This is a genomic window from Aquitalea sp. S1-19 (assembly GCF_024343515.1).
The window spans coordinates 1-15253 of sequence record NZ_RJTZ01000085.1 but is presented as its reverse complement, the minus strand read 5'-3'; the positions used below and the strand labels follow the sequence as shown (position 1 = coordinate 15253).

The following is a 15253-nucleotide window of genomic DNA, read 5'->3' as shown; positions in this document are numbered from 1 at the left end:
ATTGGGGTTGAACGACGGATAATTGGCCAGCGCCAGAATTTCGCCGGTCTTGCCATCCAGTACCACGATACCGCCGGCCTTGGCCTTATTCACCTCGACGGCGTTTTTCAGTTCGCGGTAGGCCAGATACTGGATGCGGCGGTCGATCGACAAGGTCATGGTCTGGCCGTCTTTGGGCGGCTCGATCGCAGCCAGATCGTCGATGATGTAGCCGCGCCGGTCGCGCAGCACAACCCGCTTGCCATGCTTGCCCGACAACATGGCATCGCGCGCCAGTTCAAGCCCTTCTTGCCCCTTGCCGTCTACACCGGTAAAACCGACGATATGCGACAGCATCTCCCCTGCCGGGTAATAGCGGCGGAATTCCTGCTGTTTGGCCACACCAGGAATGCCCAGCTCCATCACCGCATTGGCCTGCTCCGGGCTGATCTGGCGCTTGAGATAGACGAATTCGCGCTTCTTGTCGGCCAGACGGCTGCGGATTTCAGCGGCAGGCACTTCCAGCAGGCGCGCAAGCTGGGCCAACTGGGTTTCATTCACCTCAGGCATGCCGGCAGGGCTGGCCCAGATGGTCTGTACCGGCGTACTGATGGCTAGCGGCTCGCCATTACGATCGGCAATCACGCCGCGGGTCGCCTCCAGCGTCATGCTGCGGCGAAAACGCGCATCACCCTGGTTCTGCAGGAAGTCCTGCTGGGCGACCTGCAGATACAGCGCCCGCAAAAGCAGCAGCAAGAATAGAAAGCCCAAGCCGCCCAGTACCACCGACACCCGGCCCGGCGCGATGCGCATGGCGGGCTTGGACACTGAACGGTCATGCAGCGAATAGGCGCGGGGCGGCATCACTGCCCCTCCTTGCCGAATACAACCTGTATTTCACGCGGCTCGGGCGCATGCATGCCCAGACGCTCGGACGAGACTTTCTCGATCAGCGCCTGCGCCCCCCAGGTACTTTGCTCCAGCAGCAGCTGGCCATACTCGACGCCATACATCTTGGTCTGCTTCTGTTCTTTTTCCAGCTCGCTATACAGCTTGCGTGCCATATGCTGCGAGCTCACCACCGACATGGCACAGGCCACCAGCACCATCAGTAAAATGGCGTTCAAGCGATTCACGCATCGCGCTCCGGCCAGGGCGTTGCCGTACGCAGGGCTGTGCGCATGATGGCACTGCGCGAGCGCGGATTTTCGGCAATCTCGTCGCTGCTAGCGCGCACCGGCTTGCCGATAATCTTCAATGGCGCCTCGCCGATATCGACCGCCCGCACCGCGACCCAGGCCGGCAGTTTGTCGGCCGTCGCTGCATCGCGCATAAACAGTTTGACGATACGGTCTTCCAGCGAATGGAAGCTGATCACCGCCAGACGCCCGCCCTCGGCCAGCACCCGGCCGGCCTGTGGCAACACGCGGTTCAGCTCTTCCAGTTCGCCATTGATATGGATGCGGATGGCCTGGAAGGTTCGCGTCGCGGGGTCCTGACCCGGTTCGCGAGAATGGACGTTCTTCGCGACGAGCAAGGCGAGCTCACGCGTCGTCGTGAGGGGGGACTCATCCCTTTGCGCAACAATGGCTGCTGCGATCTTGCGAGCAAACCGCTCTTCACCATAAGTTTTGATGACCTCCCTGATTTCGGTTTCTTCGGCACTGGCCAGCCACTGGGCGGCGGTCAGGCCGCGGCTGGTATCCATGCGCATGTCCAGCGGCGCATCAAAGCGGAAACTGAAGCCGCGCCGGCCATCGTCTATCTGCGGCGACGAAACGCCCAGATCCATCAGCACGCCATCAACGGCAGCAATATTCAGCCGTGCAAGCTCGCGCTCCAGCGTTTCGAACCCTTCGTGCACGATGGTAAAACGGGTGTCCTGCTGTGCCAGCTGCTCTGCTTCGCGGATCGCTTCCGGATCCTTGTCAAAAGCAATCAGGCGGCCTTCAGGGCCGAGCCTGGACAGAATCAGCCGGCTGTGCCCACCGCGCCCGAAGGTACAGTCGACATAAACGCCATCCGGGCGGACGGCAAGCGCATCGACAGCTTCGGCAAGCAGCACCGTGCGGTGCGTAAATACGGTTTGGGTCACAACGTAAAATCTCCAAGATGCTGGGCAAGGTCCGCCGGATTCATATCCAGCGCCTCGCGGGTCTGTTCTTCCCACTTGGCCGCATCCCATAACTCGAAACGGTTACCCATGCCGACCAGCGTCACGCCTTTATCCAGCTGGACCAGGGCACGCAGGTGGGCGGGCAGCAAAATGCGGCCTGCGCTATCCATTTCGACCGGCTCGGCGTGGCCGAGCACCAGACGCTGATAGCGCTGCAATACGGGGTTGCCTGCCGGCATGGCAAGCAGGCGGGCTTCAACTGTGCGCCAGTTCTGTTCCGGGTAAAGCAATAAAAAACGCGCAGAATCCAGTGTCAGCATCAGGCGCTTGCCAAAAGCGGACAACAAGGCCTCGCGGTGCCGGGCAGGAATAGCCAAGCGTCCCTTATTGTCCAGCGACAGGCGGCTGACACCGTTGATCATGCTTGCGCTTGCTCCTTGGCATCAGATGCCGGTTTTACCCCACTTTTATCCACTTTATCCCACCTTCCGCCACTATAAAGACTACAGACTGAAACGGTCAATATCACCATCAAGTAATTCACCTTTTGCGACAATGACTTAGGCAATGTTCGTCCTGCTATTTTCTTATCGAATCAGGGAGTTAAAACAGGGATATTCAATAAAGTCTTAATTACAAGGGGGAGGCACACAAAACAATAGCGGCCAGATAGTGATCGCTCACCATCTGGCCGCTCAAAAGGCAGAACCGATCAGGCCAGCTTCTGGCGCAGGATTTCCTGTACCTGGGCTGGGTTAGCCTTGCCTTTGGAGGCTTTCATCACCTGGCCTGCCAGCGCATTCAGCGCTTTTTCCTTGCCGGCGCGGAACTCTTCCACCGCCTTGGGGTTGGCCGCCAATGCTTCATCCACCATTTTCTCGATGGCACCGACATCGGACACCTGCTTCAGGCCGTCGCGTTCGATAATGGCATCGACCGACAGCTCGCTCGTCCACAAGGCATCGAACACCTGCTTGGCCAGCTTGCTGGACAGGGTGTTGTCGGCAATACGCCGCACCAGCTCGGACAGGCGCGCCACCGCAATCGGGCAATCGCCAATCGCCAGGCCTTCCTTGTTCAGGCGTGCCGCAATCTCGCCATTGACCCAGTTGGCAGCCAGCTTGCCTTCGCCGGTCGCCTGGGCGACCGCTTCAAAGTAAGCAGCCAGTTCGCGGCTGGAGGTCAGCAAGGCCGCGTCATAGGCCGATACGCCGAAAGCCTCGACAAAACGCGCTTTCATCGCACCCGGCAACTCAGGCATCTCTCCGCGCACGCGTTCGATCTGCTCTTCGCTCAGGCAGATAGGCAGCAGGTCCGGATCGGGGAAGTAGCGGTAATCATGCGCGTCTTCCTTGCTGCGCATCATGCGTGTCTCGCCCGAGTCCGGGTCAAACAGCACCGTGCCCTGCACGATGCGCCCGCCATCTTCCAGCGTATCGATCTGCCACTGGATCTCGTATTCGATCGCCTGCTGCAAAAAGCGGAAAGAGTTAAGGTTCTTGATTTCGCGCCGCGTACCCAGCTCGGCCTGACCTGCGGGGCGCACCGAGACGTTGGCATCCACGCGGAAGCTGCCTTCCTGCATATTACCGTCGCAAATCCCCAGCCAAGTCACCAAGCCATGCAGGGCGCGGGCATAGGCAACCGCCTCGTCGGCCGAGCACATGTCCGGCTCGGACACCACTTCCAGCAAAGGCGTACCGGCGCGGTTCAGGTCGATGCCGCTCATGCCGACAAATTCTTCATGCAGGCTCTTGCCGGCATCTTCTTCCAGATGCGCGCGCGTCACCCGCACCAGCTTTTCGCTGTCGCCGACCTGAATCGCCAGTGTACCCGGCCCGACGATGGGATGATCCATCTGGCTGATCTGGTAGCCCTTGGGCAGATCGGGGTAGAAGTAGTTTTTACGGGCAAACACATTCTTGCGGTTGATCTGGGCATTGAGCGCCAGACCCAGACGGATCGCCTTTTCGACTGCCGCCTTGTTCATCACCGGCAATACGCCGGGAAAGGCCAGCTCGACCACCGAGGCCTGGGTATTCGGCTCGGCACCGAAAGCAGTGCTGGAGCCGGAGAAAATCTTGGAGACGGTATTGAGCTGCACATGCACCTCAAGACCGATAACGACTTCCCATTTCATCTTGTCTTTATCCCTTTATGCGGTCGCGGCTCGCACCCCAATCGGGCACCCACCGCGACACGGCTGTCATTTCACAGGGCCGGCACGCGCTGGTGCCAGTCGGTCGCCTGCTGGAACTGGTGCGCCACATTCAGCATCTTGGCTTCGGCGAAGTAGTTGCCGATGATCTGCAGACCGACCGGGCGGCCGTTGTCGGCAAAACCGGCTGGCACGCTCATCGCCGGCAAACCGGCCAGGTTGACCGACAGGGTATAGATATCGGACAGATACATCTGCACCGGATCACCGGACTTTTCACCGATATTGAAGGCGGCGGTCGGTGCCACCGGTCCCAGAATCACATCGCAATCGCCGAAGGCAGCGGTGAAATCATTGGCAATCAGGCGGCGTATCTTCTGCGCCTTGAGGTAGTAAGCATCGTAGTAACCGTGACTCAGCACATAGCTGCCAACCATGATGCGGCGCTTGACCTCGCTACCGAAGCCTTCGGCACGGGTCTTCTCGTACATCTCGACCAGATCCTTGTACTCGGTGGCACGGTGTCCGTAACGCACGCCGTCATAGCGCGACAGGTTGGCCGATGCTTCGGCTGGCGCAATCACGTAATAAGCCGGAATCGATAGCTCGGTATTGGGCAGGGACACATCCACCACGCAGGCACCCAGCTTTTTCAGCTCGGCGACCGCTGCCGTAATCACTCGTGCCACATCGGCCGACAAGCCTTCGGCGAAATACTCGCGTGGCAGACCGACTTTTAGCCCAGCCAGCGGCTGGTTCAGTTCGCGGCTGTAGTCTTCCTTGGCGCGCTCGAGGCTGGTCGAATCGCGCGCATCGAAGCCTGCCATCACATTAAGCATCAGTGCGCAGTCTTCGGCGGTTTGCGCCAGCGGGCCGCCCTGATCCAGCGAGCTGGCGTAAGCCACCATGCCGTAACGGCTGACCACGCCATAAGTCGGCTTGATGCCGGTAATGCCGCAATGGCTGGCCGGCTGGCGAATGGAGCCGCCGGTATCTGTACCGGTGGCCACTGGCGTCATGCGCGCGGCAACGGCCGCGGCCGAACCACCCGAGCTGCCGCCCGGAATCGCCGCCAGATCCCACGGGTTTTTGACCGCGCCGTAGTAGCTGTTTTCATTGGACGAACCCATGGCGAACTCGTCCATATTGGTACGCCCCAGCGACACCAGGCCGGCGGCATCGCACTGCTCGATCACATTCGCGCTATAAGGCGCGATAAAGTTGTCGAGCATTCTGGAGCCGCAACTGGTCTTCCAGCCCTGCTGGCAGAAGATATCCTTATGTGCGACCGGCACGCCGACCAAGGCGCCGGTGTCACCACCGGCGCGGCGGGCGTCGGCCGCCTGCGCGGCGGCCAGGGTTTTTTCACGGTCAACGGTAATGAAGGCATTGAGCGCAGGGTTCAATGCCTCGATACGGTCGAGATAGGCGGCAGCAAGCTCGACGGCAGACACTTCCTTGTCTGCCAGCTGCTGCGACAATTGCTTGAGCGTGGCTTGAATCATGTCGTTTTCTAAATCCGGTTAGCACGCACGGCGCACAGGCCATGCGGAGTCAGACGGCTTGTTGCCGGCGTTTACTCGATCACCTTGGGCACAAGGAACAGACCCTTTTCCACCAGCGGCGCGACCGCCTGATAGGCATCACGATGGTTGGTCTCGGTCACGACATCCTCGCGCAGGCGCAGACTGACATCCTGCGGGTGGGCCATAGGCTCGATGCCGTCGGTGTTCACGGCCTGCATCTTCTCGATCAGGCCAAAAATATTATTAAGCTGCGCGCCAACCGCCTCGATTTCCGCTTCGGTCACTGCGATGCGGGAAAGCTGGGCGATACGCGCGACGTCCTGATGCGTCAGCGACATGGCAACCTCGGTCAAAGTCTTTAATTTTTCAAGCGTAATAGGGTATCATAGGCGGTTAGTTTCACCCAAGATCGACGGCGGTACGGGGCGGTGAAAAATACGCCGGAACAGCAGCCCGCCCCTCCGCCTTTGGCATATACAGAATTCATGGGTGCGCTTACACAAGCGTGCCCACACAGATTGCAGGATGACCCATGTTTCGCTCCCTGACCGGCTATTTCTCCAACGATCTCGCCATTGACCTTGGCACCGCCAACACGCTGATCTACATGCGCGGCAAAGGCATCGTACTGGATGAACCTTCCGTTGTGGCCATCCACAGCGACGCGCCGACCAACAAAAAATCCATCCTCGCCGTCGGCATCGAGGCCAAGCGCATGCTGGGCCGTACCCCTGGCTCCATTCAGGCCATCCGTCCGATGAAGGACGGCGTGATCGCCGACTTCACGGTCACCGAGCAGATGCTCAAGCAGTTCATCAAGAAAGTGGCTCCCAGCCGTTTCTTCTCGGCCAGCCCACGCATCGTGATCTGCGTGCCTTGCGGCTCGACCCAGGTTGAGCGCCGCGCGATCAAGGATTCGGCACTGGCTGCCGGCGCACGCCGCGTCGAATTGATCGAAGAGCCGATGGCCGCCGCCATTGGTGCTGGCCTGCCGGTCGAAGAGCCGACCGGCTCCATGGTCGTGGATATCGGTGGCGGCACCACCGAAGTCGGCGTGATCTCGCTAGGTGGCGTGGTCTACTCCAACTCGGTACGTGTCGGCGGCGACAAGTTCGACGAAGCCATCATCAATTACATCCGCCGCAACTACGGCATGCTGATCGGTGAAACCACGGCCGAAGAAATCAAGAAAACTATTGGTTCGGCCTTCCCTGGCGCCGAAGTGCGCGAAATGGAAGTCAAGGGCCGCAATCTGGCCGAAGGCATCCCGCGCGCATTCACCGTGTCCAGCAACGAGATTCTCGAAGCCTTGACCGAGCCTTTGAACCAGATCGTGTCCGCCGTGAAGATCGCGCTGGAACAGACCCCGCCGGAACTGGGCGCCGATATCGCCGACAAGGGCATGGTCCTGACCGGTGGCGGCGCGCTGCTGAAGGACATCGATCGCCTGCTGGCCGAAGAAACCGGTCTGCCTGTGTTCGTCGCCGAAGAACCTCTGACCTGCGTGGTGCGTGGTTCGGGCAAGGCGCTGGACAAGATGGACAAGCACGGCACTATTTTCACGAGCGTACCCTGAGCGAAGCCGGAACAGGGCGCACTCGCTGAGCGCGCCCGCCTTGCCCTATGGAATTTTCCAATACGCCCAGCTTTTTCCATCACGGACCTTCGCCGGTCGTGCGTCTTACCATTAGCGTCACGCTGTCTCTTGCCCTGCTGGTCGGAGATAGCCAGTTCGGCCTAATGGAGCGCAGCCGCGAAGGGCTGTCGGTCGTGCTTTATCCGCTACAACAGGCAGTCAATATGCCTGTGTCGGCCGCACGGCATGTCGGGGATTTTTTTGTCCGTCAGGCCGAACTGAAAACGGAAAATGACGAGCTGAAAAACCGCCAGCTGGCACTGGCGGCGCAAATCGTGCGCCTGCAAGCCGCCGAGCGCGATCTGAACGAGCTGAAAAAGACCAACCAGTTGCGCATCAGCCGTAACGATCAGGGCCAGATCGCCGAGGTGCTATACACCGGGCGCGATCCGTTCTCGCACAAGATCATTATCGACAAGGGCGAGGATGCCGGCTTGAGCACTGGCCAGCCAGTGCTCGACGAAGCCGGCCTGATCGGTCAGGTCACCCGGGTACAGCCTTTGTCAGCAGAGGTCACGCTGATTACCGACAAGCACCAGATGGTACCGGTCATGATCCAGCGCACCGGTGTGCGCGCCATTCTGTACGGCTATGGCGGCGGCGTCGAGGTGCGTTATCTGCCGCCGGCCGCCGACATCAAGCCCGGCGACCTGCTGCAAACCTCGGGCATAGACGGCCTGTATCCGGCCGGCCTGCCGGTTGCAAAAGTGACGGCAGTAGAACGCGGCTCGGGTGCATCCTTTGCCCGCATTACCAGTACACCATTAGGCGGCATCAATCATGGCCGCTTTGTACTGGCGCTACCGGTACGTACCGTGCCGGCAGCAGTACAGCCTGCCTCGGCACCGGCTACCGCTACACCGTCTCCAGGATAATGCCGCATGTCGCTTGACCACCCGCAAGAACTGCTCAAACCTGTCAGTCTGCGCCTGATCTATCTGAGCTTTGCTCTGGCCATCACGGCCGAACTGATTCCTTTGCCGGTCGGCTCCACACGCTGGATGCCCGATTTTGTCGGTTTACTGCTTATTTACTGGGCGATCAACCAGCCGCGTCTGGTCGGTGTCGGCACCGGTTTTACCATCGGGCTGATTGCCGACATTGCCACCGCCGGTCTGTTCGGTCAGCATGCACTGGCCTATTCCATCAGCTGCTATCTGGCACAGATGCGCCAGCGCCAGCTGGTGATGTTCAATCTGGGTCAGCAATCGCTGGTCGTGCTCGCGCTCTTACTGACCAACCAGATCATTATGGTACTGGCACGCATGGCCACGGGTGCCGCCTTTGTCGGCTGGAATTATTTTCTGCCGCCGCTGATCGGTGCCTTGCTCTGGCCTTTGCTGACCAAGGTTCTGCTCGCCCCTTACCGCCAGAAGCACTAGGTTACGCGCCACATGCCCCGCCCTACCCGTTTGAAAACACCACGCGCCGACAATGACCAGTTCCAGTTGCGCCTGGTCGTGGCCTACCTGTTCATGCTGCTGATGTTTCTGGTGCTGGCCGGGCGTTTCGTCTGGCTGCAGGTGATACAGTACGACCACTACTCGACGCTGGCGCAAAACAATTCGATCTCGCTGGTGCCGGTGCAGCCCAACCGCGGCCTGATTACCGACCGTAACGGCATCGTACTGGCGCAAAATTATTCTGCCTATACGCTGGAAATCACCCCGTCCAAAACCGGTGACCTAGAAGCAATGGTGGCCCAACTGGGTACCCTGGTCGAACTGACCCCGCGCGACATGAAGCGCTTCCGAAAATTTCTCAGCGAAAACAAGAAGTTCGAGCCTTCAGCTCTGAAAATGAAGCTGTCGGACGAAGAGGCCGCACGCGTGGCCGCCAACGGCTATCGCCTGCCCGGCGTCGAAGTCAAAGCCCGCCTGTTCCGCGACTATCCGTACAAGGAGCTGACCAGCCATGTGCTGGGTTATATCGGCCGTATCGGCCCGCGCGACAAGGAAAACATTGCCGAAGAACAAAAGACAGCCAACTATCGCGGCGCGACCCATATCGGCAAGTTGGGGCTGGAAAAAGTCTATGAAGACGAGCTGCGCGGCATACCGGGCTTCGAAGAAGTCGAAACCGATTACCTGGGCCGCGCCATCCGCAGCCTCAAGCGCACCCCGCCCAAAAATGGCAATGATCTCAAGCTGGCGCTCGACATCCGCCTGCAGGACGTCGCCGACAAACTGTTCGGCCAGCGCCGTGGCGCACTGGTGGCAATAGACCCGCAAACCGGCGGCGTCCTGGCCCTCTTGTCCAAACCCGGCTTCGACCCCGGGCTGTTTATCGACGGCATCGACACCCAAAGCTGGAAGAACCTCAACGAAGACTGGCAGAAGCCGCTGATCAACCGTGCACGGCGCGGCCTGTACCCGCCGGGCTCCACCTTCAAGCCGTTTATGGGCATGGCGGCGCTGGAAACCGGCGCCATCGGCCCCAATGAAGTGCGCGGTGCGCCTGGCTACTTCACCCTGCCCGGCTCCAGCCACCGCTTTCGCGACAGCAAACCCTCCGGCAACGGCTCGGCCAACCTGTCCAAGGCCATCGCCGTTTCCAGTGATACCTTTTTCTACAAGCTGGCATGGGATATGGGCATAGACCGTATCCATCCGGTACTGGGCCAGTTCGGTCTGGGCAGCCGGACCGGTATCGACCTGGATGGCGAGGCCATCGGCGTGCTGCCATCGAAAGAATGGAAAGCCAAGCGCTTCTCGAAGATGAAGCCGGAGTATCAGCGCTGGATTCCGGCCGACGTGGTCAGCATCGGTATCGGCCAGGGTTTCAATGCCTATACCCCGCTACAGATGGCCAACGCCACCGCGATACTGGCCGCCGACGGCAAGGTGTTCAAACCGCACCTGGTGCAGACCATCACCGACAGCAAAAATGGCAAGGTACAGTTGGTGGAAGCCAGGCCGCAACGTCAGCTCGCCTTCAAACAGCAAAACTACGACTACATCAAGCAGGCAATGGAAGGCGTGCTCAAGCCTGGCGGCACCGCCTGGCGTCTGGGACAAAACCTGACTTATCGCATGGCCGGCAAGACCGGTACCGCCCAGGTCGTGCAGATCAAGCAGGGTGCAAAATACAATGCCGGCGCGCTTGCCGAGCAGCACCGCGACCATTCGTGGTTTATTGCCTTTGCACCGGCGGAAAAGCCGACCATCGCCGTCGCAGTGATCGTGGAGAATGCCGGCTTCGGCGCTGCCGCAGCCGCACCGGTGGCGCGCGGTGTGATCGACTACTATCTGACCGGCAAAGTGCCGGCCGACATAAACGCCCTCCTGCAAACCATGGCGCTGCCAGAAACAGCGGACACCGGCGTAGTAGACGCCAGTGCACCCGTCGCGGACAAGAAGACCCATGCATCCCCATCCCCTTAAACGCCTGTGGCACAGCATCATCCAGCCGCTTGATGCCTGGCTGATGCTGTTTCTCGGCCTGCTGTTTGTCCTCAGCCTGCTGGTACTGTATTCCGCATCCAACGAAACCTTCGGCAAGATAGACAACAAGCTGGTCTATAGCGCGCTGTCGTTCGGCATCTTGTGGCTGCTGGCCTGGAGCCGGCCGCAGACGGTGATGATGTTCGCGCCGCCGGTCTATCTGGTCGGCGTGCTGCTGCTGGTGGCGGTCGAGCTGTTCGGCATTATCGTCAACGGTTCGCAGCGCTGGCTGAACCTGGGCATCATGCGCATCCAGCCGTCCGAGATCATGAAAATCGCGCTGCCAATGATGGTGGCCTGGTACTTCCAGCACAATGAAGGCCAGATCCGCTGGTGGCACTATCTGGTGGGGCTGGCCATTATTCTGGTGCCAGGCGTACTCATTCTCAAGCAGCCCGACCTCGGCACCGCCACCCTGATCATGACCTCGGGCCTGTTCGTACTGTTCTTCGCCGGCCTGTCATGGAAGGTCATACTTGGCGCCGGGGCCGGCTTTTTGGCCAGCCTGCCGCTAGTCTGGCACTTCATGCATGACTATCAGCGCCGCCGCGTGCTGACCCTGCTCGACCCGACTCAGGATCCGCTAGGCGATGGCTACCACATCATCCAGTCCACCATCGCCATCGGCTCGGGCGGCCCGTGGGGCAAGGGCTGGCTGTCCGGCACTCAGACCCACCTCGAATTCATCCCCGAGCGCACCACCGATTTCATTTTCGCCGTTTACTCGGAAGAGTTCGGTCTGGCCGGCAATCTCATCCTGCTGCTGCTGTATATGGCCATCCTCAGCCGCGGCCTAATGATTACCGCCCGCGCCCAGACTCTATACGGCCGGCTGATGGCCGGCTCGATCACGCTGACCTTCTTTATGTACGCCTTCGTCAATATGGGCATGGTGGCCGGCATCCTGCCGGTAGTTGGTGTGCCGCTACCCTTTGTCTCCTACGGCGGCACCGCTACCGTCTCGCTGGCTGTCGGCATGGGCATGCTGATGAGCATCGCCAATATCGATCGGCGCTAAAGCCGCCCTTCCCACACCAACCCTTACGTCATACCATATAGACAGACCGGCCACCCACGCATGGTGCCCGGCAGACATGAGGAGATGGCCATGGGGTTCGATATCGAGTTGCTGTTGCTGGGGCTGACGCCACTGTTTTTGCTGGCGGTGGCGTGGGAGATCCGCTACTGGGCGCGCCAGGGGCGGGGCGATGTCTACGACTGGCGCGACAGCCTGTGCAATGCGGCACTGGGCTTGCTGCACCAGGGCGCCGACAAGCTGGCGTGGTTTCTGGTGATCCCGCTCTACGCCTGGGTGTACCAGTACCGCCTGTTCCATTTCGAGCTGTCGTGGCCGGCTTTTTTCGCGCTGTTTATCCTGCAGGACCTGCTCTATTACGGTTTTCACCGCGCCAGCCACCGCGTGCGCTGGCTGTGGGCGGCGCACAGCGTGCACCACAGCTCGACACGGATGAACTTCACCACCGCCTTCCGCCAGAGCCTGATGTACCCGGTCGCCGGCATGTGGGCGTTCTGGCTGCCGCTGGCGTGGCTGGGCTTCCCGCCGCAAGCCATCGTCGGCATTGTACTGATCAACCTCGCCTACCAGTTCTATATCCACACCCAGGCCATCCCGCATCTGGGTGCCTTTGAAAAACTGTTCAACACGCCGTCCATCCACCGCGTACACCATGCGAAAAATCCGCGCTATCTCGACCGCAATTTCGCCGGCGTGCTGGTGGTGTGGGACAAGCTGTTCGGCAGCTTTGTCGCCGAGGACCCGGCCGAGCCGTGCGACTACGGCACGGTCAAGCCGGTGACGAGCTACAACCCGCTGGTGGTTTCGCTGACCGAATGGCTAGATATGGCCCGCGAAACCGGCCGGGCACGCTCATGGCGCGAGCGGCTACTGCTCTTGTTCGGTACGCCGGAAGAGGCCGAAAAAATAGCGACCGCCCAATCGCCAACGCTTGACAGCCTGTCCGCCGGCAAGCCATGATGGCCGCACCATGAAAAACGCAGAGCGCGCGGCCCGCTTCGGCCAGTCTTATTATCCGGTCCTCCTTTTGGTGGCCGGAGAATTTGCGCGCGTCTGAACAACAGAATCGACCGACATCCAGGCCGCCGCCCAAGGCGGCCTTTTTGTTGCTGGACGCCATGGGTGGTGAGCGGGTGAAGGTCCCACGACAAGGACCATCATGACAACACGTTCCGCCTGGGGCTCGCGCCTCGGTTTTATCCTCGCCTCCGCCGGCTCGGCCGTCGGCCTGGGCGCCATCTGGAAGTTTCCCTTTGTCACAGCCATGAATGGCGGCGGCGCCTTTATCCTGCTGTTTCTGCTGTTCAGCTTCACCCTGGGCCTGGCCCAGCTTCTGGTCGAGTTCACGCTGGGGCGTGCCGCACAAACCGGCCCGGTCGGCATGTTCCGCCAATTGGCCGGTGGCGCCTGGCCACTGGTGGGCTTGATGGGCATCTTCGCCGCCTTCGTGCTGTACAGCTTCTACAGCGTGGTCGGCGGCTGGACGCTGGGCTATGTCGCGCTGGCAATCGAGGGCTCGGTGCTGACCACCGATAGCGGGGTGCTGCAGCAGACCTTCGCCCGCTACGTCGAAGACCCGCTGTGGCCCATCGTCAGCCATGCCGCTTTCGCGCTGTTAACGCTGGCCATCGTGCTGGGCGGGGTGGAAAAAGGCATCGAACGCGCCAGCAAGCTGTTAATGCCGGCCCTGTTTCTGATGATGCTGGGGCTGATCGTGCGCTCCTTGACCCTGCCCGGTGCTGCCGCCGGCGCGCTCGCCTTCTTCACCCCCGACTTTAACGCCGTCACCCCGGCCATGGTCGGCGACGCGCTGGGCTTAGCCTTCTTCTCGCTGTCGCTGGGTACCGGCGGCATGATCGCCTACGGCTCGTACGTGAAACAACAGACGCCGGTACTGCACTCGGCGACATGGGTGGTGGGCCTGTCGTGCATGGTGGCGATTCTCGCCGGGCTGATGATCTTCCCGGCGCTGACTGCCTTCGGCCTGGACCCGGCCGCAGGCCCGGGTCTCACCTTCATGACCATGCCCATCGTATTTGCCAGCCTGCCTTTCGGCCAAGCGCTGGCCATCGTGTTTTTTACACTGCTGGCAGTGGCGGCGCTGACCTCGTCGGTATCGATGCTGGAGCTGATCGCGACGCTGTTCCTCGACGAATTCAAGCTGCCACGCCGGCCGGTGCTGCTGGCGTTAAGCGCAGCCGTGTTCCTGTGCGGCGTGCCGGCATCGCTGTCACTGGGGCCGTGGTCAGACATCAGCGTGTTCGGCAAGAATATTTTCGATGCGATGGATTACAGCGTCAGCAATGTACTGATGCCGTTGTCCGGCATCCTGGTGGCGCTGTTCGCCGGCTGGCGCGTGTGGCCGCTGCTGCGTGAACATTCCGGCCTGAGCGGCCTGCCGCTATGGCTGCTGAAGTGGAACTGCCGCCTGGTCGCACCGCTCTCTATCGCGGCCATTTTGCTGAAAAACCTGTAAGCCTGCATTTGACGCACCGCGCACGTACATGATTTACTTATATTCATGAACCGTTACGCCGTATTTTTTGCGTTTTCCTTTATGGTCCGCCCGCTCAGGGCGGCCGGGACGGTTGCAAGCTTCTGAAATCATGCATTCCGATCGGGCCGCCCACTCAGGCGGCCCGATTTCATTTGGCCGCCAGCCCGACGGAGTCCCCACCGGAACTGGACACTATGCCGCAACACCGCCACAGCTGGGGCTCGCGCCTCGGTTTCATTCTCGCCGCCGCCGGCTCTGCCATCGGACTGGGCGCGATCTGGAAATTCCCCTATGTCGCCGCACAGAACGGTGGCGGCGCCTTTATCCTGCTTTATCTGGCGTTCAGTTTTACCCTCGGCCTCGCGCTGATGGTGGCCGAGATCGCACTGGGCCGCACCACCCGCAGTGGTGCCAGCGTCGCCTATGCCAAGATGGGCGGTCCGCGCTGGCGGCTGGCCGGGCTGCTGGGCGTGCTCGCCGGCTTCGTGCTGTTCTCGTTCTACAGCGTGGTCGGCGGCTGGACCTTTGCCTATCTGGGCTTTGCCCTTGATGGTCGCGTAATGTCGACGGCGCCAGCGGCGCTGCCGGCACTGTTCGACAACTTCGTGTCCGATCCGCTTGCGCCGCTGCTGACACATGCACTGTTCGCCCTCGCCACCCTCGCCATCGTGCTGGGCGGCATCGAAAAAGGCATAGAACGGGCGGGCAAGATACTGATGCCGGCGCTATTCGTGATCATGCTGCTACTGGTAGTACGGGCGCTGACACTGCCTGGCGCCGCCGCAGGTGTGATCGCTTTCCTGCAGCCCGACTTTAGCGAACTGACCCCAGCCCGTGCCGTCGATGCGCTGGGGCTGGCATT

15 protein-coding genes are annotated in these 15253 nt (G+C 60.8%); 8 read left to right on the top strand and 7 right to left on the bottom strand.

Annotated features, from left to right (window positions below; translation table 11 throughout):
* The 7 genes from EGI20_RS12835 to gatC all read right to left on the bottom strand — a co-directional run.
* Nucleotides 1-843: peptidoglycan D,D-transpeptidase FtsI family protein (locus EGI20_RS12835; protein ID WP_498631940.1), on the bottom strand; the 843-nt coding region annotated here is incomplete at its 3' end.
* Nucleotides 843-1115, bottom strand: a complete 273-nt coding sequence (gene ftsL, locus EGI20_RS12830; RefSeq protein WP_498631938.1) for a cell division protein FtsL — start codon at nt 1113-1115, stop codon at nt 843-845. The genes ftsL and EGI20_RS12835, both read right to left, overlap by 1 nt.
* Entirely contained in the window at nt 1112-2074 is a 963-nt protein-coding gene (rsmH, locus tag EGI20_RS12825) for a 16S rRNA (cytosine(1402)-N(4))-methyltransferase RsmH (RefSeq protein WP_498631936.1), read from the bottom strand. The genes ftsL and rsmH overlap by 4 nt, the downstream gene beginning before the upstream one ends.
* Nucleotides 2071-2517, bottom strand: coding sequence for a division/cell wall cluster transcriptional repressor MraZ (gene mraZ, locus EGI20_RS12820; RefSeq protein WP_124734909.1), 447 nt, complete (start codon nt 2515-2517; stop codon nt 2071-2073). Before mraZ ends, rsmH begins: the two co-directional genes overlap by 4 nt.
* A 290-nt stretch (nt 2518-2807) precedes the next feature.
* Nucleotides 2808-4235: an Asp-tRNA(Asn)/Glu-tRNA(Gln) amidotransferase subunit GatB gene (gene gatB, locus EGI20_RS12815; RefSeq protein WP_498631934.1), complete on the bottom strand. Its 1428-nt coding sequence runs from the start codon at nt 4233-4235 to the stop codon at nt 2808-2810.
* 71 nt (nt 4236-4306) lie between these two features.
* Nucleotides 4307-5758: an Asp-tRNA(Asn)/Glu-tRNA(Gln) amidotransferase subunit GatA gene (gatA, locus tag EGI20_RS12810; RefSeq protein ID WP_498631932.1), complete on the bottom strand. Its 1452-nt coding sequence runs from the start codon at nt 5756-5758 to the stop codon at nt 4307-4309.
* A gap of 71 nt (nt 5759-5829) precedes the next feature.
* Nucleotides 5830-6117, bottom strand: a complete 288-nt coding sequence (gatC, locus tag EGI20_RS12805; RefSeq protein ID WP_124734906.1) for an Asp-tRNA(Asn)/Glu-tRNA(Gln) amidotransferase subunit GatC — start codon at nt 6115-6117, stop codon at nt 5830-5832.
* A 194-nt stretch (nt 6118-6311) separates the two neighbouring features.
* Here gatC and EGI20_RS12800 point away from each other — a divergent pair, with 194 nt between their 5' ends.
* The 8 genes from EGI20_RS12800 to EGI20_RS12765 form a co-directional block, all read left to right on the top strand.
* Nucleotides 6312-7355: a rod shape-determining protein gene (locus EGI20_RS12800; RefSeq protein ID WP_124734905.1), complete on the top strand. Its 1044-nt coding sequence runs from the start codon at nt 6312-6314 to the stop codon at nt 7353-7355.
* Nucleotides 7356-7402: 47 nt separating this feature from the next.
* On the top strand, nt 7403-8290 hold the full coding sequence (gene mreC, locus EGI20_RS12795; protein WP_498631929.1) for a rod shape-determining protein MreC: 888 nt from the start codon (nt 7403-7405) through the stop codon (nt 8288-8290).
* Between the two features lie 6 nt (nt 8291-8296).
* Nucleotides 8297-8797 (top strand): rod shape-determining protein MreD, encoded by a 501-nt coding sequence (gene mreD, locus EGI20_RS12790; protein ID WP_498631927.1) that lies wholly within the window; start codon nt 8297-8299, stop codon nt 8795-8797.
* 12 nt (nt 8798-8809) lie between these two features.
* On the top strand, nt 8810-10798 hold the full coding sequence (gene mrdA / locus EGI20_RS12785; RefSeq protein WP_498631925.1) for a penicillin-binding protein 2: 1989 nt from the start codon (nt 8810-8812) through the stop codon (nt 10796-10798).
* Complete coding sequence (gene rodA / locus EGI20_RS12780) at nt 10779-11876, top strand: rod shape-determining protein RodA (RefSeq protein ID WP_160795524.1); 1098 nt, start codon at nt 10779-10781, stop codon at nt 11874-11876. Before mrdA ends, rodA begins: the two co-directional genes overlap by 20 nt.
* 90 nt (nt 11877-11966) lie before the next feature.
* Nucleotides 11967-12854, top strand: coding sequence for a sterol desaturase family protein (locus tag EGI20_RS12775; RefSeq protein ID WP_498631923.1), 888 nt, complete (start codon nt 11967-11969; stop codon nt 12852-12854).
* A 199-nt stretch (nt 12855-13053) separates the two neighbouring features.
* Entirely contained in the window at nt 13054-14370 is a 1317-nt protein-coding gene (locus EGI20_RS12770; protein ID WP_498631921.1) for a sodium-dependent transporter, read from the top strand.
* 215 nt (nt 14371-14585) lie between these two features.
* The coding region (locus tag EGI20_RS12765; RefSeq protein WP_498631919.1) for a sodium-dependent transporter at nt 14586-15253 on the top strand (668 nt) is incomplete at its 3' end.